The organism is Nocardia abscessus (assembly GCF_015477775.1).
Taxonomy (GTDB): Bacteria; Actinomycetota; Actinomycetes; order Mycobacteriales; family Mycobacteriaceae; genus Nocardia; species Nocardia abscessus_A.
Genome location: NZ_JADLQO010000006.1, coordinates 186,679 through 212,726 on the forward strand (window position 1 = coordinate 186,679; position 26,048 = coordinate 212,726).

Annotated in this window: 26 protein-coding genes; 15 read left to right on the forward strand and 11 right to left on the reverse strand. The window is 67.9% G+C overall.

Annotated elements, in window-relative coordinates; translation table 11 throughout:
* Positions 1–274: 274 nt before the first annotated feature.
* Positions 275–1,438: a steroid 3-ketoacyl-CoA thiolase gene (locus IU450_RS18030; RefSeq protein WP_195150912.1), complete on the reverse strand. Its 1,164-nt coding sequence runs from the start codon at positions 1,436–1,438 to the stop codon at positions 275–277.
* A gap of 102 nt (positions 1,439–1,540) precedes the next feature.
* Here IU450_RS18030 and IU450_RS18035 point away from each other — a divergent pair, with 102 nt between their 5' ends.
* Positions 1,541–2,842: a cytochrome P450 gene (locus tag IU450_RS18035; RefSeq protein WP_228834736.1), complete on the forward strand. Its 1,302-nt coding sequence runs from the start codon at positions 1,541–1,543 to the stop codon at positions 2,840–2,842.
* Positions 2,843–2,899: 57 nt separating this feature from the next.
* On the opposite strand, the gene IU450_RS18040 is transcribed toward IU450_RS18035, so the two are convergent.
* Genes IU450_RS18040 through IU450_RS18060 form a run of 5 tightly spaced genes read right to left on the reverse strand, consistent with a single transcriptional unit; the run spans position 2,900 to position 7,371 of the window.
* Positions 2,900–3,316 (reverse strand): nuclear transport factor 2 family protein, encoded by a 417-nt coding sequence (locus IU450_RS18040; protein ID WP_195150914.1) that lies wholly within the window; start codon positions 3,314–3,316, stop codon positions 2,900–2,902.
* A 28-nt stretch (positions 3,317–3,344) separates the two neighbouring features.
* Complete coding sequence (locus tag IU450_RS18045; RefSeq protein ID WP_195151084.1) at positions 3,345–4,226, reverse strand: TIGR03619 family F420-dependent LLM class oxidoreductase; 882 nt, start codon at positions 4,224–4,226, stop codon at positions 3,345–3,347.
* A gap of 5 nt (positions 4,227–4,231) precedes the next feature.
* Positions 4,232–5,410 (reverse strand): thiolase domain-containing protein, encoded by a 1,179-nt coding sequence (locus IU450_RS18050; RefSeq protein WP_195150915.1) that lies wholly within the window; start codon positions 5,408–5,410, stop codon positions 4,232–4,234.
* A complete protein-coding gene (locus tag IU450_RS18055) occupies positions 5,407–6,438 on the reverse strand; it encodes a thiolase domain-containing protein (protein WP_195150916.1) in 1,032 nt (343 codons plus the stop codon). Before IU450_RS18055 ends, IU450_RS18050 begins: the two co-directional genes overlap by 4 nt.
* A gap of 12 nt (positions 6,439–6,450) precedes the next feature.
* Positions 6,451–7,371, reverse strand: coding sequence for a Zn-ribbon domain-containing OB-fold protein (locus IU450_RS18060; RefSeq protein WP_195151085.1), 921 nt, complete (start codon positions 7,369–7,371; stop codon positions 6,451–6,453).
* Between the two features lie 160 nt (positions 7,372–7,531).
* Between IU450_RS18060 and IU450_RS18065 the strand changes: the two genes are divergently transcribed.
* Together IU450_RS18065 and IU450_RS18070 are read left to right on the forward strand one after the other, a co-directional pair.
* Entirely contained in the window at positions 7,532–8,569 is a 1,038-nt protein-coding gene (locus IU450_RS18065; protein WP_195150917.1) for an LLM class F420-dependent oxidoreductase, read from the forward strand.
* Between the two features lie 70 nt (positions 8,570–8,639).
* Positions 8,640–10,190 (forward strand): acyl-CoA synthetase, encoded by a 1,551-nt coding sequence (locus IU450_RS18070; RefSeq protein ID WP_195150918.1) that lies wholly within the window; start codon positions 8,640–8,642, stop codon positions 10,188–10,190.
* Between the two features lie 164 nt (positions 10,191–10,354).
* On the opposite strand, the gene IU450_RS18075 is transcribed toward IU450_RS18070, so the two are convergent.
* A complete protein-coding gene (locus IU450_RS18075; protein ID WP_195150919.1) occupies positions 10,355–11,353 on the reverse strand; it encodes a sigma-70 family RNA polymerase sigma factor in 999 nt (332 codons plus the stop codon).
* A 185-nt stretch (positions 11,354–11,538) separates the two neighbouring features.
* On the opposite strand from IU450_RS18075, the gene IU450_RS18080 reads away from it, so the two are divergent.
* Positions 11,539–11,958, forward strand: a complete 420-nt coding sequence (locus IU450_RS18080) for a VOC family protein (protein WP_195150920.1) — start codon at positions 11,539–11,541, stop codon at positions 11,956–11,958.
* Positions 11,959–12,031: 73 nt separating this feature from the next.
* Here IU450_RS18080 and IU450_RS18085 read toward each other — a convergent pair whose 3' ends face one another.
* Positions 12,032–12,814: a crotonase/enoyl-CoA hydratase family protein gene (locus IU450_RS18085; RefSeq protein ID WP_195150921.1), complete on the reverse strand. Its 783-nt coding sequence runs from the start codon at positions 12,812–12,814 to the stop codon at positions 12,032–12,034.
* Positions 12,815–12,875: 61 nt separating this feature from the next.
* On the opposite strand from IU450_RS18085, the gene IU450_RS18090 reads away from it, so the two are divergent.
* Positions 12,876–14,525: an acyl-CoA synthetase gene (locus IU450_RS18090; RefSeq protein WP_195150922.1), complete on the forward strand. Its 1,650-nt coding sequence runs from the start codon at positions 12,876–12,878 to the stop codon at positions 14,523–14,525.
* A gap of 14 nt (positions 14,526–14,539) precedes the next feature.
* Here the strand turns inward: IU450_RS18090 and IU450_RS18095 are convergent, their stop codons facing one another.
* Positions 14,540–15,727, reverse strand: coding sequence for an FAD-dependent monooxygenase (locus IU450_RS18095; RefSeq protein ID WP_195150923.1), 1,188 nt, complete (start codon positions 15,725–15,727; stop codon positions 14,540–14,542).
* Positions 15,728–15,828: 101 nt separating this feature from the next.
* On the opposite strand from IU450_RS18095, the gene IU450_RS18100 reads away from it, so the two are divergent.
* The 3 genes from IU450_RS18100 to IU450_RS18110 are packed head-to-tail and all read left to right on the forward strand — an operon-like array spanning position 15,829 to position 17,025.
* A complete protein-coding gene (locus IU450_RS18100) occupies positions 15,829–16,416 on the forward strand; it encodes a TetR/AcrR family transcriptional regulator (RefSeq protein WP_195150924.1) in 588 nt (195 codons plus the stop codon).
* 43 nt (positions 16,417–16,459) lie between these two features.
* A complete protein-coding gene (locus IU450_RS18105) occupies positions 16,460–16,657 on the forward strand; it encodes a hypothetical protein (RefSeq protein ID WP_195150925.1) in 198 nt (65 codons plus the stop codon).
* A complete protein-coding gene (locus IU450_RS18110; RefSeq protein ID WP_228834784.1) occupies positions 16,654–17,025 on the forward strand; it encodes a type II toxin-antitoxin system death-on-curing family toxin in 372 nt (123 codons plus the stop codon). The genes IU450_RS18105 and IU450_RS18110 overlap by 4 nt, the downstream gene beginning before the upstream one ends.
* 66 nt (positions 17,026–17,091) lie before the next feature.
* Here the strand turns inward: IU450_RS18110 and IU450_RS18115 are convergent, their stop codons facing one another.
* Positions 17,092–18,210 carry an acyl-CoA dehydrogenase family protein gene (locus tag IU450_RS18115; protein WP_195150927.1) on the reverse strand — a complete coding sequence of 373 codons (1,119 nt, stop codon included), beginning with the start codon at positions 18,208–18,210 and terminating at the stop codon, positions 17,092–17,094.
* Between the two features lie 20 nt (positions 18,211–18,230).
* Complete coding sequence (locus IU450_RS18120) at positions 18,231–19,424, reverse strand: acyl-CoA dehydrogenase family protein (protein WP_195150928.1); 1,194 nt, start codon at positions 19,422–19,424, stop codon at positions 18,231–18,233.
* A gap of 208 nt (positions 19,425–19,632) precedes the next feature.
* Between IU450_RS18120 and IU450_RS18125 the strand changes: the two genes are divergently transcribed.
* From IU450_RS18125 to IU450_RS18155, 7 genes are all read left to right on the forward strand, one after another.
* Complete coding sequence (locus IU450_RS18125) at positions 19,633–19,821, forward strand: ferredoxin (protein ID WP_043686375.1); 189 nt, start codon at positions 19,633–19,635, stop codon at positions 19,819–19,821.
* Between the two features lie 43 nt (positions 19,822–19,864).
* Positions 19,865–20,767, forward strand: a complete 903-nt coding sequence (locus IU450_RS18130; RefSeq protein WP_195150929.1) for a 3-oxoacyl-ACP reductase — start codon at positions 19,865–19,867, stop codon at positions 20,765–20,767.
* A gap of 290 nt (positions 20,768–21,057) precedes the next feature.
* Positions 21,058–21,822, forward strand: coding sequence for an MlaE family ABC transporter permease (locus IU450_RS18135; protein ID WP_181718959.1), 765 nt, complete (start codon positions 21,058–21,060; stop codon positions 21,820–21,822).
* A 4-nt stretch (positions 21,823–21,826) separates the two neighbouring features.
* Positions 21,827–22,678: an MlaE family ABC transporter permease gene (locus IU450_RS18140; RefSeq protein ID WP_195150930.1), complete on the forward strand. Its 852-nt coding sequence runs from the start codon at positions 21,827–21,829 to the stop codon at positions 22,676–22,678.
* Positions 22,679–22,683: 5 nt separating this feature from the next.
* The gene (locus IU450_RS18145; protein ID WP_195150931.1) at positions 22,684–23,898 is read left to right on the forward strand and encodes an MCE family protein; all 1,215 of its coding nucleotides are present in this window, start codon (positions 22,684–22,686) and stop codon (positions 23,896–23,898) included.
* Positions 23,895–24,923: an MCE family protein gene (locus IU450_RS18150; RefSeq protein ID WP_195150932.1), complete on the forward strand. Its 1,029-nt coding sequence runs from the start codon at positions 23,895–23,897 to the stop codon at positions 24,921–24,923. The genes IU450_RS18145 and IU450_RS18150 overlap by 4 nt, the downstream gene beginning before the upstream one ends.
* Entirely contained in the window at positions 24,920–25,981 is a 1,062-nt protein-coding gene (locus tag IU450_RS18155) for an MCE family protein (RefSeq protein ID WP_195150933.1), read from the forward strand. The genes IU450_RS18150 and IU450_RS18155 overlap by 4 nt, the downstream gene beginning before the upstream one ends.
* Positions 25,982–26,048: the final 67 nt, after the last annotated feature.

Below are 26,048 nucleotides of genomic sequence, written 5' to 3' on the forward strand. Positions count from 1 at the left end.
CCTACGCCTGATTCCGGATTTCCTTGAAGCTTCTAGGTCGGAAGGCGGCGAAGGCACTGGGACGGTCGCGTTTGCGGGTCACGCCAAGGCCTCTCGAGAAGCCGCGGTACGAACCGGTTCTGGCCCGTCGCTGGGGTCTCGACGCAAGGGGTCTTGATAGCCGCAAGATAGCTGACGTCTCATGGACTCGACGGTACATGAGTTTGTGTGGCGTACGACACGTTTGTGCCCCTAGGGGATGAACGTTCAACCAACGCGTGCGAAATGGTTGAAGTCACAAACGTTCGATGATCGTCCCTGTCGCGAGTGCGCCACCGGCGCACATGAGAACCATTGCGGTAGAGCGATCGGAGCGCTCCAGCTCGTGCAAAGCCGTTGTGATGAGGCGAGATCCGGTGGAACCGACCGGATGCCCGAGGGCGATGGCGCCGCCGTTGACATTGACCCGGTCCATGTCCGGCTGATGGACCGACGCCCAGGAAAGCGCGACCGACGCGAACGCCTCGTTGATCTCGAAGAGGTCGATGTCCCCGATGCTCATGCCGGACCGCTCCAGCAGCCTGGTGCACGCCTGCACCGGGCCGTCGAGGTGGAACTCGGGCTCGGCGCCGACCACTGCCTGGGTGACGATCCGCGCCCGCGGCCGCAAACCGGCCCGCTGAGCGGCCTTTTCGTCCATCAGCAGCACCGCGGCGGCGCCGTCGGATATCTGCGAGGACGAGCCCGCGGTGTGCACGCCGCCTTCCAGCACCGGCTTCAGCTTCGCCAAGCCCTCGACGGTGGTCTCGCGCAGGCCCTGATCCCGTGCCACGTCGAGCTTTTCTCCGGTGGGATTGCCCTCTTTGTCCACTCCGGGGGCGGTGACGGTGAGCACCTCGCGATCGAATCGGCCTTCCGCCCATGCTTGCCCCGCCAAGCGCTGCGAGCGCGCGCCGAACGCGTCCACATCCGCGCGAGTAATGCCGCGCCGCTTGGCGATTCGCTCCGCCGCCTCGAACTGGTTGGGCAGGTCGATGTTCCACGACGCGGGCCTGCGCGGCCCGGCGTTCTCGCCGACGTTGGCGCCCAGCGGAACCCGGCTCATCGCCTCCACGCCGCAGGCCATGCCGATCTCGATGGCGTCGGCCGCGATCAGGCCCGCGATCAGATGGTTGGCCTGCTGGGCCGAGCCGCACTGGGTGTCGATCGTGGTGGCGCCGACCTGCCACGGCAGGCCCGCGTGCAGCCATGCGACCCGGGTGACGTTGTTGGACTGTTCGCCCGCCTGGGTGACGCAGCCGCCGATGACCTGTTCGACCTGCGCGGGGTCCAGGTGCGCGCGCTCGAGCAGTCCGCGCTGGGCCGCGCCGAGCAGTTCGGCCGCGTGCAGGCCCGCCAGCCAGCCGCCGCGCTTACCGATCGGGGTCCGTGCGGCCTCGACGATCACGGGTGTGCCCATGTCCAACCTCTCGTTATGGGACAGAAAACTGAAACGCGTTCATAGCGCTCGCCAGGGGCGGATCTGTCCGGTTTCTTTCCTCATACTCGCGCCTGTGCTTCAATGATTATAGAACGTGTTTCAGTTTGTCGAAGGAGACATCTGGTGGTAGACACTCGGAATGCCCGGCCGAATCTCCCGGACGGGTTCGACGTTACGGACCCGGACATCTACGCCGAGCGTGTTCCGGTCGAAGAGTTCGCCGAACTGCGCCGGACGGCGCCGATCTGGTGGAACCCGCAGTCGCCGGACGTCAGCGGCTTCCACGACGACGGCTTCTGGGTGGTCAGCAGGCACGCCGACGTCAAAGAGGTCTCGCGGCGCAGCGATGTGTTCTCCAGCTTCGAGAACACCGCCATCCCGCGGTTCAACGACGACATCGCCCGCGAGCAGATCGAGCTGCAGCGGATCGTCCTGCTGAACATGGACGCCCCCGAGCACACCAAGCTGCGCAAGATCATCTCCCGCGGCTTCACCCCGAGGGCCATCAACGGCCTGCGAGCGGAGCTGTCGGCGCGCGCGGAATCGATCGTGAAGGCGGCGGCCGAAGCCGGCTCCGGGGACTTCGTCACCCAGATCGCCTGCGAACTGCCGCTGCAGGCCATCGCCGAGCTGATCGGCGTCCCGCAGGAAGACCGGATGAAGGTCTTCACCTGGTCCAACGACATGACCGGCTACGACGACCCGGAGAGCACCGCCGACCCGGTCGCGGCGTCGGCCGAGATCCTGGGCTACGCGTACCAGATGGCGGCTTCGCGCAAGCAGTGCCCGGCCGACGACATCGTGACCACCTTGATCGAGGCCGACGTCGACGGTGACAAGCTCACCGAGGAGGAGTTCGGCTTCTTCGTGATCATGCTGGCCGTCGCGGGCAACGAGACCACTCGTAACGCCATCTCGCACGGCATGATCGCGTTCTTGGAGAATCCGGACCAGTGGGAGCTGTTCAAGAAGGAACGCCCCGCCACGGCCGCCGACGAGATCATCCGGTGGGCCACTCCGGTCACCTCGTTCCAGCGGACCGCGCTGGAGGACACCGAGCTCGGTGGCGTGCAGATCAAGAAGGGCCAGCGGGTGGTGATGCTGTACCGCTCGGCCAACTTCGACGAGGACGTCTTCGAACAGCCGGAGAAGTTCGACATCATGCGCAAGGACAACCCGCACCTGGCCTTCGGCGGCACCGGCGCGCACTTCTGCATCGGCGCCAACCTGGCCCGGCTGGAGATCGACCTGATCTTCAACGCCATCGCCGATCACCTGCCCGACATCACCAAGGTGGCCGACGGGAAGCGGCTGCGTTCGGGCTGGCTCAACGGGATCAAGGAGCTCCCGGTCGACTACAAGACCTGCCCGGTCGCGCACTGAGACACGAAAGGGGCCCTCGCACCATGGTGCGAGGGCCCCTTTTCGTATGCCCGCTACTCAGTCGACCGGTCGCGCGGTCTTCATGGCGCGATCGACCTCCCAGAACGCGCGCAGCGCGGCGATCTTGCCCGCGTCGTCCACCCGGTAGGTGAACACGCCGTCGGCGTCGATCCGGTGACCGCCGATGGTGCTGCGGATGGTGCCGGTGAAGGCGACCTCGTTGCCGCACGCGAACGAGTCGCCGAACAGGAACTCGATCAGGTCGGTCTTCGCGATCGCTTTGTCCCAGAACGCGGCGATGGCCTCCGTGCCGCGGTGGCCCTTGCCCTCCGGGTCGAAGCCCGAAGGGCCGATGGGGTCCTCCACGATGCCGTCTTCGGCGAACAGCGCGACCCAGGCCTGCTTGTCCCGCGCTCGCACGGCGGCCTGCGAGGCCAGGCCCGCTGCCCTGGCCGGATGATCGGTGCTGGTCATAGGGCCTCCCTCGGCCGGTGCGATGGTCTCATGCGGCGACTACGGGTTCGGCGATGTACTGCTGGGCGAACTTGCGCAGCGAGTCCTGTTTGGCGGCGAGTTCGCCGTCGAATCCGATGCCATCGGCCAGCCAGGGCACCACGATCGCGTCGGTGACGCCCGCGTCCACGAGGTCCTGATAGCCGGACCGGCCGAACCGGTCGACGCACACCGCCTGGATCTCGAACGGCTCGTCGGCGCGGCCGTACTCGGCGCGCAGCGCGTCGAGCTTGCCGATGGTGCCGCGCAGTTCGTCGTAGGTCATCATGGCCGAGGTCCAGCCGTCGCCCACCCGCGCGGCGCGGCGCAGCGCCGCGTCGGTGTGCCCGCCGATGTAGAACGGCACCGGCGCACTCGGCGCCGGGCTGATCTGCAGCGGATCGAAATCGAAGAACTCGCCGTGGTACTCGACCATGCCACCGGCCAGCGCCAGCTTGATGACCTCGATCATCTCGTCCACCCGAGCGCCGCGGCGCGCGAACGGCACGCCGCACCACTCGAATTCCTCCGGAGCCCAGCCGATCCCGACGCCGAAGCCGAAGCGGTTGCCGGACAGGTTGGCCACCGAGCCGACCTGCCGGGCCAGCAGCAGCGGATTGCGCGAACCCAGCTTCAGCACGTTGGTGTAGAAGCGGATGCGGCTGGTGACGGCCGCCATCGCGGTCGCGCCGATGAGCGGGTCGACCCACGGAGTGTCCGGTCCCCAGAACCGGCTGCCGTCGGCGGTGTAGGGGTACTTCGCCGACGCCGACTTCATGTAGAACAGCGAGTCCGGCAGCGCGATGGACGCGTAGCCGCACTCCTCGGCGGTTTTCGCGAGCTCGGACAGCTGGTCCAGGGGACTCAGCGCGATGCCGACGGTGAACTTCAGCGCGGTCACCGCCGCTCCGATCCGACCACCCACATCGAGAAGTACTGCGAACCACCGCCATACGCGTGCCCGAGCGCTTTGCGCGCGCCCTCTACCTGATAGTCCCCGGCACGCTCCATCACCTGCTTGGCGGCCTCGGCGAACCGAATGAGCCCGGAAGCGCCGATCGGGTTGGACGACAGCACGCCACCGGACGGATTGACCGGAAGGGTGCCGCCGATCTCGGTCTCGCCCTTGTCGGTGAGCTTCCAGCCGTCACCCGGCGGCGCGAAGCCGAGGTTCTCCAGCCACATCGGCTCGAACCAGGAGAACGGGACGTAGATCTCGGCCACGTCGATCTCCTCGAGCGGGTTGGTGATGCCCGCCGCCTCCCACAGCGCCGCGGCGGCGTCCCGTCCCGCCTGCGGATTGACCTGGTCGCGTCCGGCGAACGTGGTCGGCTCGGTGCGCATCGCGGTGGCGTGCACCCAGGCGACCTTCCGGCCCGTGGCCTCCACCTCGGCCGCCGCGTCCGCGTCGCCGAGCACGATCGCGCAGGCGCCGTCGGAGGAGGGGCAGGTCTCGTCGAAGCGGATCGGGTCCCACAGCATCTGCGAGGCCAGTACCGATTCCAGCGTGATGTCGGGCTGCTTCAGGTGGGCCAGCGGGTTCTTGGCGCCGTTGCGGCGGTCCTTCGTCGCGACCATGGCGCCGATGTGGCCCGGTGCGTTGGAGCGGCGGATATAGGAGCGCACGTGCGGCGCGAAGTACCCGCCCGCGCCCGCGCCGACCGGCATGGTGAACGGCACCGGAATCGACAGCGCCCACATGGCGTTGGACTCCGACTGCTTCTCCCAGGCCACCGCGAGCACGCGCTTGTGCACACCCGCCTGCACCAGGTTGGTCGCCACGATGCCGGTGGACCCGCCGACCGAACCGGCGGTGTGCACGCGCAACAGCGGCTTTCCGGTGGCGCCCAAGGCGTCCGCCATGAACAACTCGGGCATCATGACGCCCTCGAACAGATCGGGCGCCTTGCCGACCACGACCGCGTCGATGTCGGCGATGGTGAGACCGGCGTCGGCGAGGGCGCGGTCGATCGCCTCACGGCACATCCCGGCCATGGACACGTCGGTCCGTTTTGTCACGTGATGGGTCTGTCCGGTGCCGAGCACCGCGGCGGGGAAGCCCCCAGCTGTAGTCATCGGGTCTCCAAAACGGTCACAAGGTTCTGCTGCAGGGCGGGGCCGCTGGTGGCGTGGGCCAGCGCACGATTCGCCGAGCCCGCGATGATCGCCTCGGCCGCGAAGCCGATGCGTTCGAGGCCCGCGGCGAACATGGGGTTGGCCGCGAGCGCGCCGCCGGACGGATTCACCTTCGTGCCGTTCTTCAGTCCGATCGCCTCGGCGAGGATCAACTGCTGATGACTGAACGGGGCGTGCAACTCGGCGATGTCGAAGCCGCTGACATCGCCGCCGGTGACGGCCTGGGCGGCCGCCGCCGTCGAGGGCGAGACGCTCAGGTCGCGCGCGCCGAGCACGGGAGTGTCGACCCGGTGCGCCATGCCGGTGATCCAGGCGGGACGCTCGCACAGTTCGCGGGCTCGGTCGCCCACGGCGAGCACGATCGCGGCCGCGCCGTCGGTGATCGGCGCGATATCGTGCGCGCGCAGCGGATCGGCGACATACGGCTGGTCGAGCAGGCTGTCCACGTCACCGGAGTCGCTCGCCGCCACGGCCGCCATGTCCCGCTCGGTCCAGCGGCCCGCGTCCAGGCCGGCGCGCGCCTGCAAGCCCGCGATGGACCAGGCGTCCGGCCACAGCGGCGCGACCAGGTACGGGTCCAGCTGCATGGTGAGCACCTGGCGCAGCGTGCCCGCGGAGGACTTGCCGAAGCCGTAGACCAGCGCCGTCGTCGCCTGCCCCGAGCGCAGTTTCACCCACGCCTCGTACAGCGCCCAAGCCGCGTCCATCTCCACGTGCGACTCGTTGATCGGCGGCACCGCGCCGATGGCGTCGACCGCCGAGATGAACGAGAACGCGCGTCCGGCAAGGTAATCGGACGAGCCCGAGCACCAGAAGTCGATGTCGGCCTTGGTGATGCCGAGTCGGTCGTAGAGCTGCTGGAAGCAGGGCACCAGCATCTCGACACCGTTGGTGGTGCCGAAGGTCTCCGGCACGTGCGGAGCGTGGGCGAAACCCACGACCGCGATGTCGGTGGCGTTGTCAGTCAACGTGCGCCTCTCTCAGAGGTGATGGGAGTAGGTCTCGTATTCGGCGTCCGGCTCGCCGGTGGGACGGAAGTGGTCCACGTTCTCCAGGCCGTAGCCCCACTCCTCGCGCGGTTTCCACACCGCCTCCACCCGCATGCCCATGCGCACCTCGCTCGCCTCGCACCCGAGCACCAGGTGCAGCACCGGGATGTCGGCGCCGTCCAGCAGCACGTACGCCGCCACGTACGGCGGCTTGATCCGCTGCCCGAGGAACGGCACGTTCACGATGCAGAAGGTGGTGACCGTGCCGCGGTCGGGCAGCTCGATGAACTCGTCGGTCGGCCTGCCGTCGGTCGGGTTCGCGCCGCGCGGCGGGAAGTACACCTTGCCCGCGGCGTCGGTGCGCGCGCCGATCAGCTTGCCCTCGGCGAGGCCGCGCAGGTAGACGGTCTCCTGCGGGGACGCGGTGTGCTTGTAGGACAAATCGACCGGCGTGGTGATCACGGCCACCGGATCGGCGGACGCGGCCTGGACCGGCGCGGCGGAGTTCTCGCCCGGCTCGAAGCAGGCGATGTCGCGAATGCTGCCCTCGGTCTGCTCGGCCCACCGTGCGGTCACCCGCAAGCCGGTGCTGATGTCCTCGGGCGCGGCGACGTCGACCGCGTGCAGCAGCGTGGTGTCCGCGCCGTCCAGCCGGATCAGCGCCCAGGCGAACGGGCGGTCGAACGGCTGGCCGGGCAGGGGCTCGCGCACCCAGGTCCACGATTCGACGGTGCCGGTGTCGGCGACGTCGACGAATTCGGTCAGCGGTTCGGCGGTGATCGGGTCGTATTCCGGCGGGGGCACGATCACCCGGCCGTCCGAGCCGCGCGCGCCGACGATCTTGTGGTCGCGCAACTGGGTCAGAAATGTCCCGATGGTGGATCCGACGGAGCGGGTGTAATCGAAACGCATCCGTAGGGGCGCGCTGAGTACATCGGGCACGGCGGCTGTGTTCAATGCCGTGCCGCTACCACCAGCGATTGCCGTGGATGCAGTATTCCCCTGAGTCACGATATCGAGTAGAACAGGTTCTAACTCTGGTGGCAAGCAGTTGATCGGAAAGGGGTCCGGCGTGAAGTTCGGATTGCAACTCGGGTACTGGATGGCCCAGCCGCCCGTGAACGCGGGGGAGCTGGTGGTGGCGGCCGAGGAAGCCGGGTTCGACGCCGTGTTCGCCGCCGAGTCCTGGGGGTCGGACGCGTTCGGCCCGCTCACCTGGTGGGGCTCGTCCACGCGGCGGGTGCGCCTCGGCACGTCGGTGGTGCAGATGTCGGCGCGCACGCCCGCCGCGACCGCCATGCACGCGCTCACCCTCGACCACCTCAGCGGCGGACGCGCCATCCTCGGTTTGGGCGTCTCGGGTCCGCAGGTGGTGGAGGGCTGGTACGGCCAGCCGTTCGCCAAGCCCTTGCAGCGCACCCGCGAATACGTCGGGATCGTGCGCCAGGTGCTGGCGCGCCAGGCTCCGGTCGTCAACGAGGGCCCGCACTATCCGCTGCCCTACACCGGCTCGGGCTCGACCGGCCTCGGCAAGCCGCTGAAGCCGATCGTGCATCCGCTACGTGCGGATTTGCCTATCTGGCTGGGCGCGGAGGGTCCGAAGAACGTCGCGCTCACCGCCGAGATCGCCGACGGCTGGCTGGCCATCTACTACGCGCCCCGGCTGGCCGGGATGTACGACGACTGGCTCGACGAGGGCTTCGCGCGGGCGGGCGCGCGGCGCGGTAGGGACGATTTCGAGATCGCCGCGAGTTGCCAGGTGGTGATCACCGACGATCCGGCGAGCGAGCTGGAGCGGATGCGCTGGATCATGGCGCTCTACATCGGCGGCATGGGCGCGCCCGAGCTGAACTTCCACGCCCAGGTGTACCGGCGGATGGGATACGACCGCGAGGTCGACGAGATCGGCCGGCTGTTCCAGTCGGGCAAGAAGGCCGAGGCGGCGGCGGTGGTGCCGGACGAGCTGATTCTGGACACCGCGATCATCGGCGACGAGGAGCACGTCCGCAAGCAACTGCGGGTGTGGGAGGCCGCGGGCGTGACGATGATGCTGGTGTCGGTTCCGGATGTCGCGCAATTGCATCGGCTCGCACCCCTTGTCGAACAGTAGAACACGTTCTAGATTCAATGGGGTGACTGCCTCACCAGCCCCGTCGGCTCCGCCTCCTCACAATCCCCCCATGCAGGAGTCAGTGAAAATTCTCGGTCTGTGGAACATCGCCGAAGCCGAACCCGATCGGATCGCGATGGTCGATCCCTGGGGCCGGGAGGTGACGTATCGCGAATTGGCCACGCTCGCCAATCGTTACGCCACCGGCCTGCGCGGGCTGGGCCTGAAGACCGGTGACGTGCTGGTCAGCATGGTGCACAACTGCGTGGAGGCGATCGCGGCCTACTTCGCCGCCTACCAGTCCGGGTTGTACATCGTCGCGGTGAACTGGCACCTCACCGGCCCGGAGGTCGCCTACATCCTGGCCGACAGCGAGGCCAAGGCGTTCATCGCCAGCGATCGTTTCGCCGCCGCCGCGAAGGCCGCCGCCGACGAGGCGGGGCTGCCCGCGACGGCGCGCTTCGCGGTGGGCGAGATCGAGGGCTTCAAGTCGGTGGCCTGGCTCGGCGCCGCGGACACCGGCCGCCCGTCCGATCGCAGCACGGGCGCGCCGATGCTGTACACGTCGGGAACCACGGGACGGCCCAAGGGTGTTCGGCGTCCGCTGACCGGAGCCGACCCCGATGTCGTTCCGCCGCACACCACCGCGTTCTTCGGCCTGTTCGAACTCACGCCCTACGACGACCACGTGCACATCTGCGGCTCGCCGCTGTATCACACCGCGGTGCTGAACTTCGCCACCATCTCGATCCAGCTGGGCCACAAGCTCGTTCTGATGGATCGCTGGGACGCCGAGGACATGCTGCGGCTGATCGACAAGCACCGGGTGACGCACAGTCACATGGTGCCCACGCAGTTCCACCGCCTGCTCGCGCTGCCGGAGGAGGTGCGCGCCAAGTACGACGTGTCCTCGCTGCGCAGCATGGTGCACGGCGCCGCGCCCTGCCCGCAGGAGACCAAGCGGCAGATGCTGGAGTGGTGGGGGCCGACGGTCACCGAGTACTACGCGGCCACCGAGGGCGGCGGCACGGTGATCAACGGCTCCGAGTGGTTGCGCAAGCCGGGCTCGGTCGGCAAGGCGTGGCCCTGGTCGGTGATCAAGGTGCTCAGCGAGGAAGACGGCTCCGAGGTCCCGGCGGGTGAGACGGGTCTGGTCTACATGCGCATGGGCGCTTCGAGTTTCGAGTACCACCACGACAAGGCGAAGACCGAGGACTCGCGCGTCGGCGACCTGTTCACCGTCGGCGACATCGGCCACCTCGACGAGGACGGCTATCTCTACCTGCACGACCGGCGCTCGGACCTGATCCTGTCCGGTGGCGTGAACATCTATCCGGCGGAGGTCGAGAACGTTCTGATCACCCACCCGAAGGTCGCCGATGTGGCGGTTTTCGGCATCCCACACCCGGATTGGGGCCAGGAGGTGAAGGCGGTCGTGCAGCCCGCCGACGGGGTGGCCGCGGGCGACGCGCTCACCGAGGAGCTTCTCGCTTTCGCCGCCACGCAGTTGGCGAAGTACAAGATGCCCAAGTCGATCGACTATCTTCCCGAACTGCCGCGCGACCCCAACGGCAAGCTCTACAAGCGCAAGCTCCGCGAGCGGTACATCCCCGCGTCCTGACACGCGCCGCCGGACGGCGTCGGGTGAGAGTCCGCCCCGGATCCGGCGGGGGCGAGGCGGCGGAGTAGCCGGTCCGCTGGGGCTGCGGTCCGGCCGCGCGACGACGCCGAAAAGCGAATGCGCCCTTCGCGACTACCGCGAAGGGCGCATTCGCGGGTTCCGGGTCAGATGCGCTCGCGCAGTTCGGGCGCGAGGCCGAACAGCGGGAACAGCTTCTCGGTGTCGAGGAAGAAGTTCAGCCCGGCGATGGTGTCGCCGTCGAGTTCCAGCACCGTGATCGACCACGGCACCCACACGCCCGGCTCCTCGCCCGGCTTGTAGTGGCCGAAGGCGGGCAGGCCGTTAGCGCCCTCCAGGCGGACCATTCGCGAATCGCGGCAAGCGCTTCCGTGCCCGAGCATGAACGCGGCCACGTTCTCCGGGCCGGAGATCCACAGCTCGATCGGCGGCATGGACAGCGCCACATCCGTTTTCAGCAAGGTGGTGAGCGTGTCCATGTCGTAGGCCTCGAACGCCTTGACGAAGTTGTCCACCAGCCGGCGCTGGTCCTCGTCGGTCTCGTCGTAGGTGTCGGTGGCCGCGGGCTGCACCTTGGACATGGTGGCGCGCGCCCGTTGCAGCGCGCTGTTGACCGACGCGGGCGACATGGTGAGCGCCTCGGCGGTCTCATTGGCGGAGAACCGCAGCACCTCACGCATGATCAGGATCGCGCGCTGGGTGGCGGGCAGGTGCTGGCAGGCGGCGACGAAGGCCAGGCGCAGCGTGTCCTTGGCGCTGGCGCGCTCGGCCGGATCGGCGCCGAAGGCCAGCGCGTTCGGGATGGGCTCGATCCAGACGTAGTCCGGCTGCGGCGCGGGAAGCGGCGAATCCGGCCGCGACGGACCGGACAGATCCATCGGCCGGGCCCGGCGCTGCGGGCCGTCGAGCATGTCCAGGCAGACGTTCGTGGTGATCTTGTACAGCCAGGAGCGCAGGCTGGCGCGGCCCTCGAACGAGTCATAGGACTTCCACGCCCGGGTATAGGTCTCCTGCACGGCGTCTTCCGCTTCGAAGGAGGAGCCGAGCATGCGGTAGGCATAAGCGCACAGTTCTCTGCGATGGGTCTCGAACGCCGCGAGCACATCGGGAGCGAGGCCGGCTGGGGAGCCGGACGAGTCGTTCATGGGAGTCACCCTGCCACAGGCCACCGACACAAAACAGGCCCTCGAACTCGAGGGGCTCCGCTGATCAAGATCATTAAACCTGCCCGGCCTGTGGGACGCGTCACCGGCGCTCGGGCGATGAGTTTGTCGTGGGTGGCCCGTCATATCCGGTGATACGAAACGGACTTGCTCGAGAGGAAGAGGCCATGAGCAGCAAGATGATCTTCATCAATCTCCCGGTTGCCGATCTGAACCGGTCGAAGGCGTTCTACGAAGCGCTGGGCTGGAAGGTCAACCAGGAATTCACCGACGACAACGCCGCCTGCATCGTGGTCGACGACAACATCTGCCTGATGCTGCTCATCAAGGACTTCTTCACCACCTTCAGCAAGCGGCCGGTCGCCGACACCACGGCGGCGATCAACGCCGCGTATGCGCTCGCGCTCGGCAGCGCCGCCGAGGTCGACAGCCTCACCGCCGCCGCGCTGGCGGCAGGCGGCACCGAAGAGGTGAACGAGGACAAGCGTGCGCAGGAGGCGCAGGTCGGCATGCACGGCCGCACCTTCATCGACCCGGACGGCCACCAGTGGGAGCCGTTCTGGATGGATTACCCGGGCGCCGACTGAGCCCGGCGAGGGGTCGCCCCCGATGCGTACGCGCACCGGGGGCGTCGGGCTCTCGTCAGCATCCTCAGCATCGTCAGCTTCCGGTGAAAGAGGGCTTGCGCTTCTCCGCGAACGCCCGCGGGCCCTCCTTGGCGTCGGCCGAGCGGAACACCGTCATGCCGAGCTCGGCGTCGATCTGGAAGGCGTCCTCTTCGGGCATGGCCTCGGTCTCCCGGATGGTGCGCAGGATGGCCTGCACCGCGAGCGGGCCGTTGGCGGCGATCTGCCCGGCGATCTCGAGGGCCTTGTCCAGTGCCGTGCCGTCCGGCACCACGTGCCCGATCAGGCCGATCTCCTTGGCTTCGGCCGCGGTGAGGTGCCTGCCGGTGAGCAGGATCTCCGCGGCGATGGTGTAGGGGATCTGGCGGACCAGCCGCACGGCCGAGCCGCCCAGCGGGAACAGTCCCCATCGCGCTTCGGACACACCGAATTTCGCGCTCTCCCCGGCGACTCGGATGTCGGTGCCCTGCAGGATCTCGGTGCCGCCCGCGATGGCCGGGCCCTCGACCGCCGCGATCAGCGGCTTGGTCAGCCTGCGGCCCTTGAGCAGCGCCTCCAGCTTGGCCGGATTCCAGCCGCCGCCGTCGATGGTGTCGCCGGGGTGCTCGGAGGTCATGCCCTTGAGATCGGCGCCCGCGCAGAACGCGCCGCCCGCGCCGGTCAGGATCGCCACCCGGATGTCCGGATCGTCGTCCACCTGGTTCCAGGCGTCCTTCATGATCGCCATCATCTCCCCGGACAGCGCGTTGCGCGCCTCGGGCCGGTTCATGGTGACGATGAGGACATGGTCGCGCTTCTCGATGAGGCAGTGCGGCATCGCTGATATCTCCTGACTTCGAGCCTTGTCAGAAACAGTAACACGTTCTATTTTTAAGGCTGTGAGCTACAACATAGCGGACCTTGTCGAACATGCCATCGACCTGATGCCCGACCGCGTCGCGCTGGCCGACGACGGCCGCGAGGTCACCTACGCCCAGTTGGAGGAGCGGGCCAATAAACTCGCCCATTACCTGCAAGAACAGGGAGTTCAGCCGGGCGACAAGGTGGGCATCTACTCACGCAACACGATCGAGGCCGTCGAGGCCATGGTCGCGATCTTCAAGGCGCGGGCCGTGATGATCAACGTGAACTTCCGATACGTCGAGAACGAGTTGCAATACATCTTCGACAACTCGGACATGGTCGCGCTGATCCACGAGCGGCGCTACAGCGACAGGGTCGCGGCCGTGCGCCCGAAGACTCCGCAGCTGCGCACGGTCGTCGTCGTCGACGACGATACGACCGGCACGATTCCCACCGCAGCGGATTCGGCGGATTACGAGACGGTGCTCGCGCAGTCCTCGGGTGAGCGCGACTTCGGCGAACGCTCCCCGGACGACCTGTACATGGTCTACACCGGCGGCACCACCGGCATGCCCAAAGGCGTGATGTGGCGTCAGGAGGACGTGTGGCGCGTGCTCGGCGCCGGCATCAACTTCATCACCGGCGAATACGTCAAGGACGAGTGGGAACTGGCGAAGGTCGGCGCGGGCAGCCCGCCGATGACGCGTTTCCCGATTCCGCCGATGATCCACGGCGGCGCGCAGTGGGCCACCTTCCACAGCCTGTTCGGCGGCGGCAAGGCCGTGATGATCCCGGAGTTCTCCGGGCACGGGGTGTGGCGGGCCATCGACAAGCACAAGATCAACCTGATCTTCATCACCGGTGACGCGATGGCGCGCCCCATGCTCGACGCGCTGATCGAGGGCAACCCGGAGACCGGGCAGCCCTACGACCTTTCGAGCCTGTACGTGATGGCCAGCAGCGCGGCGCTGTTCTCGCCCGCGCTCAAGGACCAGTTCCTCGAGCTGCTGCCCAACCGGATGATCTCCGATTCGATCGGCTCGTCGGAGACCGGTTTCGGCGGTATCGCCATCGTGGCCAAGGGCGCGACGCACACCGGGGGGCCGCGCGTGAAGATCGACGCCTCCACCGACGTGCTCGACGAGAACGGCGATCCGGTGCAGCCCGGCTCCGGCCAGGTCGGCATCCTGGCCCGGCGCGGGCACATCCCGCTCGGCTACTACAAGGACGAGGCGAAAACCGCGGCGACCTTCAAGGAGTTCAACGGGATCCGCTACGCCATCCCCGGCGACTTCGCCCGGGTCGAGGAGGACGGCTCGGTCACCATGCTCGGCCGCGGCTCGGTCAGCATCAACAGCGGCGGCGAGAAGATCTACCCCGAGGAGGTCGAGGGCGCGCTCAAGACGCACCCCGAGATCTTCGACGCGCTCGTGGTCGGCATCGAGGACGAGCGCTGGGGCCAGCGGGTGGTCGCGGTCGTGCAGTGCCGGGGCGAGTCCCGCCCCACCCTGGAGGAGCTGCGCCCCATGCTCACCCAAGAGATCGCACCGTACAAACTCCCGCGCAGCTTGTGGTTCGTCGACGAGATCAAGCGCTCCCCGGCGGGCAAGCCCGACTACCGCTGGGCCAAGGAACAAACCCAGTCTCGCCCCGCCGACGACCACGCGGTGGCGAGCGCGAAATAAGTCCCTCGCGTCCTTCAGCGGTTGGCGAGTTCGGCCAACTGGTAGGCGAGGCGGTAGCGGAAGGCGGGAACGCGGGCCAGGGTGGTGAGGATCAGGTTGCGCAGGGCGCGGGCGGGGCGTTGACGCAGGGTCGCCATCTTGGTCATGCGGTCGGTGAACGAGACGACGCCGAGGGCGACGGGGCGGCGGATCGTCTCGTAGTCGTCCAGCAGGATGTCCGGCTCGCCTGCCGATACGCGGGCCAGCAAAGGACCGAGGGCGGCGGCGTCCTGGATGCCGGTGTTCATGCCCTGGCCGCCCGCCGGGCTGTGCACGTGGGCGGCGTCGCCCGCGAGCAGGATGCGGCCGCTGCGGTAGCGGTCGGCGACACGGTGGTGCACGCGGAAGCGCGAGCTCCACAGCACCTCGTGCACCCGTACCGCGCCACCGGGGCCGCGTGCGTCCAGTAGGGCCTGGACGTCCTCGACGGTCGAGTGCTCGGGCGCCGTTTCCAGAGTGGCGACCACGCGGTAGCGGTTCGGCTCGTTCTCGTCCGGCAGCGGCGCGACGACGGTGACCCCCTCCGGCGAGAGATGCAGGGCCACTTCGTCGCGCGGGATCGGCCAGTCCATCCGCACATCGGCGAGGACGAAGGATTCCGGGTAGGTGGCGCCGGTGAACCCGATGCCGGCTTGTTCCCGGACGACGCTGTGCATGCCGTCGGTCCCGATGACGTAATCGGCGCGGATGCTGCCCGGCGTGCCAGCGGCGTCGGTGTATTCGACGGTGACGCCTTCGTTCTGTTCGGCGACCCGGCTGACCGTGTACAGCCGGTGCACGTCGCCACCCGCCTTCCGCAGCCGCTTCAGCAGCACCGCCTCGGTGATGTCCTGTGGCGTCATCAGGGTGTACGGGTATCGCGTCGGGAGGCCGTCGAAGTCGATGGTGGCCAGCGTGCGGCCGCCGTCGTGCACGGTGAAGCGCGCGACGACGTCACCGGAGGCGACCAACTCGTCGGCGATGCCGAGTTCCTCGAGCACCTCCAGCGTCCTGGCGTGCACGACCGCGGCCCGCGAGGTGTTCGCGCCTTCGCTCAGCCGGTCCAGCAGGACGAAATCCACGCCAGCGTCGGCCAGCGTGATGGCGGCGGTGAGTCCGGCGGGGCCCGCGCCCACGATCACGACGGAGGTGGTGGCGGGCAGCGGGTTCGGCGTGGCGTTCATCGGAACTCCTCAAGTCAACGTTTGTAGGCCAACGTTTGTTGGCATAACCGTAGCCCCGGCTGGGCTGGGAAGTCAACAGTTGTTGGCCTACACTTGTTGGCATGACCGTTGAGCCTGATCAAGCCCCCGTTCGCCGTTCGGAAGCGACGCGTGCGGCGATTCTGGAGGCGGCCCGCGCACGGTTCGCCGCCGAGGGTTTTCGCAAGGCGACCATCCGCGCCATCGCCGCCGACGCCGACATCGACCCGTCCATGGTCATGCGGTACTTCGGCAGCAAGGACGGGCTCTTCGCGGCCGCGGTCGACGTGCGGCTGGATCTGCCCGACCTCGGCTCCGCGGAGCCGGACACCCTGGGCGAGCTGCTGGTGCGTCGCTTCTTCGAAATCTGGGAAGGACAGCCGAACAAGGAGGTGCTGTTGACTCTGCTGCGCTCATCGATCACCGACGAGGCGGTCGCCGAACGCGTCCGCGCCATCTTCGCCGAGCAGATATTGCCCGCCGTCCTGCGTTTCGGCGATCCCGCCGACGCCCCCCGCCGGGGTGGCCTGATCGTCACCCAGATGCTGGGCCTGGCTCTGTGCCGCTACGTTCTGCGCCTGCCCCCGGTCGTCGCCCTGACCCGAGACCAGATCATCGCCGAGGTCGGCCCCACCCTTCAGCGCTATCTGACGTCGATTCCGGCCGATTGAGAGTGGAGCGGTATCGGGTGGTACCACGTAGTACTATATGGCTATGGCCGGCCTGAACATTCGATTTTCCGACGAGGAACTGGGCGCCTTGCGCGAACGTGCGGAGGCTGAGGGCCGCAGTATGCAGCAGTTCGTCCACGATGCTGTGATCAAGGCGATCAACGAGCATTCCAGACTGTTCAATGAGGCAGCCGATCATGTCCTGCGCGTCAGTGAGGAGCTGAACCGGAGGCTGGCCTGATGGAGTACCTGACGCTACCCGAGTTGCTGAATCTCGCGGAGCGGTTGGGCACTCCGACGGTGCGCGACTACGGCTTGCTGGACTCCGCTCTGGCGCGCCCGCAGTCCAGCGTGTTCGGACAGGATGCCTACCCCGATGTATGGCAGAAGACCGCCGCGCTGATGGAGTCGATCGCCCGCAACCACGGCTTGGTTGACGGCAACAAGCGACTGGCGTGGTATGCCAGCTGGGTTTTCCTGCAGATGAACGGTCATCGGCTGGACCCTCGCTTCGACGTCGACGACGCTGAGCAGTTCGTGCTCGATGTATGTCAGGGTGTGTTGGACGTACCGGCAATCGCAGAGCATATGGCGAAGTTCGAGAGCTGACACGCTACGAGACGCACATCGGCCCGCGCGGCAGGACGCCGTGCGGGCCGAATCGTTCGGATGCGGTTACGTGGCCAGCAACGCGCCGAGGGCGCGGAGGTGGTCGGTGCTCGCGCCGAGGGCGAACTCGTTGTGCTTGGCGGCGGTGAAGTAGTTGTGCACGATGTGGTCGCGGTCGATGCCGACGCCGCCGTGCACGTGGACGACGGTGTGCGCCACGCGGTGGCCCGCGTCGGCGGCCCAGAACTTGGCGGTGTGCACCGCCTCGGCCGCGGGCAGGTCCTCCGACAGCAGCCACGCCGCCTGGGTCACCGCCAGGCGCAGGCCCTGGACGTCGATGTAGGCGTCGGCGAGCCGCTGGGCGACGGCCTGGAAGCTGCCGACCGCCTTGCCGAACTGCTCACGCTCCCTGGCGTACTCGGCGACCAGATCGAGCGCCCGTTCCAGGGTGCCGAGCTGCGAGGCGCTCAGGCCGAGCCAGGCGCGGGTGAGGATCCAGTCCAGGATCGCCGCGCCGTCGGCGACGGCGCCGACGAGTTCGGCGGGCGTATCGGTGAGTTCGACCGCGAACTCCGGGCTGCGGTCGACGACCTGCTGCGGAGTCACCGTCGCCGTCGCGGGATCGACCAGGAACACCGCGGTCGCCCCGGACACCGTGGCGGGCACCAAAATTCGCTCTGCCCGGTTCGCGAAGGGCACGGTGGTCTTGGCGCCGGTCAGCCGCCAGCCGTCGGCGGTCTCCACGGCGGTGGTGGTCGGCGTGGCGGGTTCCCAGTTGCGTTCCTCGGCCAGCGCCACCGTGAGGATGACGCTGCCCGCGCCCGCTCGGGTGGCCAGATCCTGTTGCGCCGCATCACCGAATCGCGCCAGCGCGCCCGCGCCGAGCACGATCGACCACAGATACGGCACGGCCGCGAGATGCTTGCCCAGCTCACGCAGGATGGCGGTCTGCTCGAGCGCGCCGAGATCACTGCCGCCGACCGCCTCGGGCAGCGCCGCCGCGAGCACACCGGTCTCGGCCAGCGAGCTCCACAGGGGCTGGTCGAACCGCTCGGTGTCCGCTCCCGCCGCGCCGCCCCGGCTGTTGTCGAGCTCGCGCAGCCGATCGGCGGTGACCAGTTTGCCGCACACCTCGCCGGTCAGCCGGCCGAGATCGAGTTGGGCTTCGGTGGGGGTGAAATCCATGGTGGGGTCCCTGCTTTCGATCAGCGCGCAGCGGCCGGCTGCTTGAGGGCGGTCATGGCGATGATGTCGCGCTGCACCTCGTTGGTGCCGCCGCCGAAGGTGAGGATGAGTGCGGCGCGGTGCATCCGCTCCAGGCGTCCGCGCAGTTGCGCGCCGGGGGAGTCCTGGCGCAGGTATGCCTGCGGGCCGAGCACCTCCATGAGCAACCGGTAGGCCTCGGTGGCCAGCTCGGTGCCGTACACCTTGCAGGCCGAGGCGTCCCACGGCCGCGGGGCCGCGTCGCCGCCCGCGTCGGCCCGGCTGGCGATCTCCCAGTTCAGCAGCTTGAGGTATTCGACCTTGGCGTGCACCTTGGCCAGGTTGAGCTGCACCCATTCCCGGTCGATCACGCGGGAGCCGTCGCCGGCCTTGGTGTCGCTCGCCCATTCGACGGTCTGGCGCAGCGCCAGCGCCAGCGGCGCGGCCGAGGTCAGCGCGACGCGCTCGTGGTTGAGCTGGTTGGTGATCAGCGCCCAGCCGCCGTTCTCCTGGCCGACCAGCGCGCTCGCGGGCACCCGGACGTCCTGGTAGTAGGTGGCGCTGGTGTCCGGCCCCGCCATGGTGTGCACGGGCGTCCACGAGAAGCCCTCGGCGGTGGTCGGCACGATGAGCATGCTGATGCCCTTGTGTTTCTTGGCCGTCGGATCGGTGCGCACCGCCAGCCAGACGTAGTCGGCGTAGGCGATCAGGCTGGTCCACATCTTCTGGCCGTTGATCACGTAGTCGTCGCCGTCGCGTACCGCGGTCGTGCGCAGGCTGGCCAGGTCGGTGCCCGCGCCCGGCTCGGAGTATCCGATGGAGAAGTGCAGTTCACCGGCCGCGATCTTGGGCAGGAAGAACTTCTTCTGTTCCTCGCTGCCGTAATGCATGATCGTGGGCGCGACCGAGTTGATGGTCAGGAACGGCACCGGCGCGCCCGCGATCGCGGCCTCGTCGGTGAAGATCAACTGGTCCATCGTGGGGCGGTCCTGGCCGCCGTATTCCTTGGGCCAGCCCAGCGCCAGCCACCCGTCGTGGCCCATCTGCTGAACCACCTCGCGGTACACGTTGCCCTGCCCGTACTCGCCCGTCTGCGCGCTCAGGGCCTCCCTGCGTTCGGGAGTGATGAGCCGCGCGAAGTAGTCGCGCAACTCCGCGCGCAGCTGCTCCTGTTGCGGCGTGTACGCAATGCGCATGGCAATACCTCATGGGGGATGGTCGGCCGACGGAGCTTGCGGAGTCGGCGGGGCGGATAGGACCGAGCCTTCGTTGGATCGGGTTCCCCCGATCATTGCATATGGACTGAAACATGTTCCAGTATTGATACCGAATCCCCCCGATGCCGCCCCGGTGGAGCGGATCGGCTTGTTAGGCTTCGGCCAGAGCGGTGGTAAAGGAGTTGCCATGAAGATCAGTGTCGATCCGGATCAGTGCGAAGCGAATGGAATCTGTGTCGGAATCGCCCCCGACGTGTTCGAACTCGATGACGAGGACGTACTGCACATCGCGAACGCCGACGTGCCCGACGATCGGCTCGCCGATGTCGAGGACGCCGTGGCGCAGTGCCCCAAGGCGGCGCTGCGTCTGCAGTGAGCGACCCTTGCCGTAAGTTGGAACACGTTCTAGAGTCGGCCGCGTGAGCAATGATCTGAGCCTGGCGGGCCGAGTAGCGATCGTGACCGGCGGCGGCGCCGGACTTGGGCGGGCCGAAGCGCTCGCGCTGGCCGGGGCGGGCGCGTCGGTCGTGGTCAACGACCTCTCGGAGTCGGACGCGGTCGCCGACACGCTGGGTGAGATCCGGGCGCTCGGTGCCAAGGCGGAGTTCGTCGCGGGCAGTATCGCCGAGCGCGCGACCGCCGATGCGCTGATCCGCACCGCGGAGGAGTCCTTCGGGTCGGTCGACATCGTGGTCAACAACGCGGGCATCACCCGCGACCGGATGCTGTTCAACATGTCCGACGAAGACTTCGACGCCGTGCTCGCGGTGCACCTGCGCGGTCACTTCCTGTTGTCGCGCAATGCCGCCGCCTACTGGCGCGGCAAGTCGAAGCAGGCGGGCGCGCCGGTCTACGGCAGGCTGGTCAACACCTCGTCGGAGGCCGGATTGCTCGGCCCGGAGGGTCAGGCGAACTACGGCGCGGCGAAGGCGGGCATCACCGCGCTGACGCTCTCCGCCGCGCGGGCGCTGTCCCGCTACGGGGTGCGCGCCAACGCGATCGCGCCGCGGGCGCGAACCGCGATGACCGAGGCGGTGTTCAGCCCCGCTCCGGAGGGCGGGGTGGACCCGCTGTCGCCCGATCACGTGGCCCAGCTGGTCGCCTACCTGGCTTCGCCGGCGGCGGAGGGCGTGAACGGGCAGTTGTTCGTCGTCTACGGGGGGATGGTGGCACTCATGGCCGCGCCGGTCGTAGAACGCCGGTTCGACGCGGACGCGGGGCAGTGGTCGGCCCAGGACCTGGCCGACACGCTGGGCGGCTACTTCGCCGATCGTCCGGACGGCCGAACCTTCTCGGCATCTTCGCTGACCGAGCTGGGGTGAGCCGCGGCGGCTCGCCGCCGGTGCGCTACTGATCAGCTGTCCAACTGTTGATCATGGGATCGGCGCTTGGTAGACATAGGGACGGGTTATGTCCTACCTCACAAAGGTGGGATCTTTCCCCACTGACACCGGTTCCAAATTTATATGCCGATATTTCGAAAAATTGCACTTCAAAAGTGTGAAAAATGCTACCGGCAACACGGTGAACATGTTCTAATCGTTCCGGCGGTGCGGCCACGGTTGATTCGCGCCGTGTGCTGTGTACGCCGGTTGAGCAAGGAGGATCGCGGATGAACGAGGTCCTTGCCGTGCCGTTGCGGGCCGTCGGTGGATTCTTCGAACTCACCGCCGATGTCGCACGCGCCAGCGTGCGCAGACCCTTTCAATGGCGGGAGTTCATCGACCAGTCCTGGTTCATCGCGCGGGTCTCGATCGTGCCCACATTGCTGGTGGCCATTCCGTTCACCGTGCTGGTGAGCTTCACGCTGAACATTCTGTTGCGCGAGATCGGCGCGGCCGACCTCAGCGGAGCCGGCGCGGCTTTCGGCGCGGTCACCCAGGTCGGTCCGATCGTCACCGTGCTCATCGTCGCGGGGGCCGGCGCCACCGCGATCTGCGCCGACCTGGGCGCACGCACCATCCGCGAGGAAATCGACGCGATGCGGGTGCTGGGCATCGATCCGGTGCACCGCTTGGTGGTGCCCCGGGTGCTCGCCTCGATGTTCGTCGCACTGATGCTCAACAGCCTGGTGTGCACCATCGGCATAGTCGGCGGATTTCTGTTCTCGGTGTATCTGCAGGACGTGAACCCCGGCGCGTTCGTCAATGGCATCACGCTGCTCACCCATCTGCCCGAGCTGATCATTTCGGAGGTGAAAGCCGGGTTGTTCGGGCTGATCGCCGGACTGGTCGCCTGTTATCTGGGCCTGAATGTCAAAGGTGGTCCCAAGAGTGTCGGTGATGCGGTGAATCAGACCGTAGTCTTCGCTTTTATGGCCCTGTTCGTCGTGAACGTGGTGGTCACCGCCGTCGGCATCAAGTTCACGGCGCGGTGACGCGATGGCCTTCGTTATCGAATCCCGCTTTCCCCGCACCGTGCGCCGGATGCGCCGGATGTCGGACTCGCTCGATTCGCTCGGCAAGCATGCCGTGTTCTATGCCCAGGCGATCGGGGCGATTCCCCGGGCGCTGCTGCACTATCGGACCGAGACCATCCGATTGATCGCCGAGATCAGCATGGGCAGCGGCGCGCTGGCGGTGATCGGCGGCACGGTGGTGATCGTCGGGTTCCTCACCCTCTTCGCGGGCGGCACCATCGCCGTGCAGGGCTACAGTTCGCTGGGCAATATCGGTGTCGAGGCGCTGACCGGCTTCTTCGCGGCGTTCATCAACGTGCGGATCGCGGCGCCGGTGATCTCCGGCATCGGCCTGGCCGCCACCATCGGGGCGGGCTCGACCGCGCAACTGGGCGCGATGCGGGTCGCCGAGGAGATCGACGCGCTGGAGTCGATGGCGATCCGGCCGGTGCCCTACCTGGTCGGCACCCGCGTGCTGGCCGGAATGATCGCGATCGTCCCGCTGTACGCGCTCGCGGTGATCGCCTCGTTCCTGGCCAGCCGGTTCGCCACCGTGGTGATCTACGGGCAGTCGGCGGGCGTCTACGACCACTACTTCTCCACGTTCCTCATCCCGAGCGACATCCTCTGGTCCTTCGCCCAGGCGATCTTCATGGCCCTGGCGGTGATGATGATCCACACCTACTACGGCTACAACGCCGCGGGCGGGCCGGTCGGCGTGGGCGTCGCGGTGGGCAACGCGGTGCGCGCCTCGCTGGTCGCGGTGGTCATGGTGACCCTGCTGATCTCGCTGGCCATCTACGGCACCTCCGGCAACTTCCATCTCTCCGGATAAGCGACATGGCGGAATCGAAGCAAACGGAAAGCGGCCTCGTGCGGGCGCTGCGCGGCGGGCTCGGCCTGAAACTGGCCGGTGCCGCGATGGTGCTGGCGCTGGTCGCGATCGTCGCGGTCGCGTTGATCATGTTCGTCGGCGGGTTCACGCCGACGGCCACCGTGACGGTGGACGCGCCGCGCAGCGGCCTGGTACTCGACCCGGACGCCAAGGTGAAGGTCCGCGGTGTGGAGATCGGCCGCGTCGCGTCCGTCGACCACACCGACGAGGGCGCTAGACTGAAACTGGCCCTCGATCCGGATCTCTTGCGGCTGGTGCCGTCCAACGCGGACGTCGACATCAGGTCCACCACGGTGTTCGGCGCGAAGTACGTCAACTTCGTTGTCCCGCAACAGCCGTCGTCCACACCGCTGCGGTCGGGCGCGACCCTGACCGCGCAGCGGGTGACCGTCGAGTTCAACACGCTGTTCCAGCACCTGTCGGATGTGCTCGCCAAGATCGAGCCGGAGAAGCTGAACGCGACGCTGTCGGCCCTCGGCACGGCCCTGCAGGGCCGTGGGCAGAAGCTCGGCGAGCTGCTCGAGCAGAGCGACGCCTACCTGCGCGACATCAACCCCTATCTACCCACGCTGCAACAGGATCTGGCGAAGACCGGCGAGGTCACCGACCTGTACGCGGACACGGTGAACGACCTGCTGCGCACCGTGGACAACTTCACGGTCACCAGCAAGACCCTGGCCCAGGAGCAGGACAGCCTCGACAACGTCCTGGTGAATCTCACCGGGCTGGCCGACACCACCGGTGCTGTTCTGCGCGAGAACGAGAACCAGCTCGGCACGGCATTGGATCTGCTGCGCCCGACCACCGGGCTGCTGGAGGAATACGCGCCCGCGCTGTACTGCCTGATCGGCGGCCTCGGCAAGGCGCTGCCGCTGGGTGAGGCGGTCTTCGGCGGTCTACAGGAAGGCGTGGCGCTGAACACCGGCTTCATGTACGGCGCGAAGCCGTACACCTACCCGGAGGATCTGCCCAAGGTCAACGCGACCGGCGGCCCGCAGTGCGCGGGCCTACTGGACCGGGAGCCGGGCAGCCACGCGGACTACGTCGTCACCGACACCTCGGAGGGGCATGTGTACACGCCGTCGACGACGCTGACCGTCAATCCGCCGAAGATCTTCCAGATCCTGTTCGCCGGACTGCCGGGGGTGCCGCGCCCGTGAAGAACACCGCGACCACCGTCAAACTGGCCATCTTCACGCTCGTGATGTCGCTGATCTTCGCCGGCCTCGCGGTCGTGTTCAGCCAGATGCGCTTCGCACGGGAGCACGGTTACCACGCCGTCTTCACCAGTTCCTCGGGTGTACTGCCCGGGGCGAAGGTGCGCATCGCGGGCGTGCCGGTCGGCTCGGTCACCTCGGTGAAGGTGGGCAAGGACTACCTGGCGCACGTCGAGTTCGACGTCGACCGCAAGTACCGGCTGCTCACCAGTACCCGTGCGGCGATCAGGTACGAGAACCTGGTCGGCGACCGTTACCTCGAGCTGTCCGAAGGGCCCGGCTCCAACCGCGTGCTGCAGCCCGGCGGCACCATCGTCGAAGAGCAGACCGCGCCCGCACTCGACCTGGACATGCTGCTCGGCGGTTTCCGGCCGCTGCTGCGCGGCCTCGACCCCGGTCAGGTGAACGACCTGACCAACGCGCTGTTGCAGATCTTCCAGGGGCAAGGCGGCACGCTGGTGGCCCTGCTCAACAGCGGCGGGTCCTTCGCCAAGACGCTGGCGGACCGCGACGCGCTGATCGGCAGCGTGATCGACAACCTGAACGCGGTGCTGCAGACCATCGATCAGCGCGGCGACCAATTCGCCACCACGATCGCCGAACTGCAGCGGCTGATCAGCGGACTGGCGGCCGACAAGGACCAGATCGGCGACGCTATCCCGCGGATCGCCGGGGCCACCGGCGACCTGACCGACCTGCTCGCCCAGGCTCGCCCCGACCTGCAGGGCACCATCGAGCAGACCGGTCGCTTGGCCACCAACCTCGACGCCGGGTCGGACACCGTCGAGTGGGTCCTGGAACGGCTGCCGACGACCTATCGCCAGCTGATCCGCATCGGCGCATACGGCTCCTTCCTCCAGCTCTACGTCTGCTCGACGAACTTCCTGGTGGACGGCCCGAACGGACAGACGATGAAGATCAACATGCCCGGGGCGCAGACGACCGGAAGGTGTGCGGACAACCGATGAACGAGCAGCGATCACCCGCCATCACCATCGGCATCGTCGGCCTCGTGCTCGCGGTGGCGGTGGCGCTGTCGGCACTGCAATTCGACCGGCTGCCGTTCATCCGTTCCGGCGCGACGTTCACCGCCTACTTCGCCGACGCGGGCGGCCTGCTTCCCGGCGACCCGGTGCAGGTCGCGGGTGTGCGCTCCGGGCGGGTCGAGAAGGTCGGCCTGGACGGCGCGAAAGTGCTCGTCCGGTTCACCCTCGCGGAATCGATCGTGCTGGGCGAGAAGACCTCCGCGGCGATCAAGACCAACACGGTGCTCGGCCGCAAGTCGCTCGAGGTGACGCCGTCCGGCCCCGGCGCGTTGCGCACCGACGACACCATCCCGCTCGAGCGCACCACCTCGCCCTACTCGCTCAACGAGGCGTTGAGCGACCTGGCGGGCACGGTGCACGACCTGGACCTGGACCGGGTCGACCAGACCCTGGACGTGCTCTCGGAAACGTTCGCCGACACACCGGCGCCGCTGCGCTCGGCGCTCGACGGCGTGACCGCGCTCTCGCGCAGCATCAACGCGCGCGACCAAGCGCTGACGGATCTGCTGAAGCGGGCGCAGAACGTCACGAAGATCCTCGCCGACCGCGGCAACCAGATCAACGCGCTGCTGCTGGACGGCAACGAACTGCTCGGTGAACTGGACCGGCGGCGCACCGCGCTCGGGCAGCTGATCGTCTACGTCAACGGGCTGGCCCAGCAGCTGTCCGGCCTGGTCGCCGACAACGAGGCACAGCTCAGGCCCGCGCTCGACAAGCTGAATTCGGTGGTGGCGCTGTTGCAGCGGAACAAGCAGAACCTCGCCGACGCACTGGACGGGCTCGGCCCGTTCGCCGCCGCCCTGGGCGAACAGGTCGGCAGCGGCCCCTACTTCCAGGCGTACGTGGTCAACGCCGCGAGCAAGACGCTCCAGCCGCTGGTGGACGCGCTGGTGTGGCCGCAACACCTGCCGAACGATCTGGAGAGCTACCTCACGCCGCCCCCGTCGATCGAACCCGCGATACAGGAGCCGCCGCGATGAGAGGGCCTTACCCGTCCATCCCTTACCCGTCTCGAGCCCTCGATAGTTCGGCCTCGACGACGAGGGA

Excerpts from the sequence above, each read along its gene's own strand:
- IU450_RS18100 (WP_195150924.1), top strand. The coding sequence starts at position 15,829 with ATGACCGTTGAGCCTGATCAAGCCCCCGTTCGCCGTTCGGAAGCGACG.
- IU450_RS18135 (WP_181718959.1), top strand. The coding sequence starts at position 21,058 with ATGAACGAGGTCCTTGCCGTGCCGTTGCGGGCCGTCGGTGGATTCTTC.
- IU450_RS18075 (WP_195150919.1), bottom strand. The coding sequence starts at position 11,353 with ATGAACGACTCGTCCGGCTCCCCAGCCGGCCTCGCTCCCGATGTGCTC.
- IU450_RS18155 (WP_195150933.1), top strand. The coding sequence starts at position 24,920 with ATGAACGAGCAGCGATCACCCGCCATCACCATCGGCATCGTCGGCCTC.
- IU450_RS18140 (WP_195150930.1), top strand. The coding sequence starts at position 21,827 with ATGGCCTTCGTTATCGAATCCCGCTTTCCCCGCACCGTGCGCCGGATG.
- IU450_RS18105 (WP_195150925.1), top strand. The coding sequence starts at position 16,460 with ATGGCCGGCCTGAACATTCGATTTTCCGACGAGGAACTGGGCGCCTTG.
- IU450_RS18115 (WP_195150927.1), bottom strand. The coding sequence starts at position 18,210 with ATGGATTTCACCCCCACCGAAGCCCAACTCGATCTCGGCCGGCTGACC.
- IU450_RS18085 (WP_195150921.1), bottom strand. The coding sequence starts at position 12,814 with ATGCCGCACTGCCTCATCGAGAAGCGCGACCATGTCCTCATCGTCACC.
- IU450_RS18095 (WP_195150923.1), bottom strand. The coding sequence starts at position 15,727 with ATGAACGCCACGCCGAACCCGCTGCCCGCCACCACCTCCGTCGTGATC.
- IU450_RS18080 (WP_195150920.1), top strand. The coding sequence starts at position 11,539 with ATGAGCAGCAAGATGATCTTCATCAATCTCCCGGTTGCCGATCTGAAC.
- IU450_RS18040 (WP_195150914.1), bottom strand. The coding sequence starts at position 3,316 with ATGACCAGCACCGATCATCCGGCCAGGGCAGCGGGCCTGGCCTCGCAG.
- IU450_RS18145 (WP_195150931.1), top strand. The coding sequence starts at position 22,684 with ATGGCGGAATCGAAGCAAACGGAAAGCGGCCTCGTGCGGGCGCTGCGC.
- IU450_RS18035 (WP_228834736.1), top strand. The coding sequence starts at position 1,541 with ATGATTATAGAACGTGTTTCAGTTTGTCGAAGGAGACATCTGGTGGTA.
- IU450_RS18060 (WP_195151085.1), bottom strand. The coding sequence starts at position 7,371 with ATGCGTTTCGATTACACCCGCTCCGTCGGATCCACCATCGGGACATTT.
- IU450_RS18050 (WP_195150915.1), bottom strand. The coding sequence starts at position 5,410 with ATGACTACAGCTGGGGGCTTCCCCGCCGCGGTGCTCGGCACCGGACAG.
- IU450_RS18125 (WP_043686375.1), top strand. The coding sequence starts at position 19,633 with ATGAAGATCAGTGTCGATCCGGATCAGTGCGAAGCGAATGGAATCTGT.
- IU450_RS18030 (WP_195150912.1), bottom strand. The coding sequence starts at position 1,438 with ATGGGCACACCCGTGATCGTCGAGGCCGCACGGACCCCGATCGGTAAG.
- IU450_RS18120 (WP_195150928.1), bottom strand. The coding sequence starts at position 19,424 with ATGCGCATTGCGTACACGCCGCAACAGGAGCAGCTGCGCGCGGAGTTG.
- IU450_RS18070 (WP_195150918.1), top strand. The coding sequence starts at position 8,640 with ATGCAGGAGTCAGTGAAAATTCTCGGTCTGTGGAACATCGCCGAAGCC.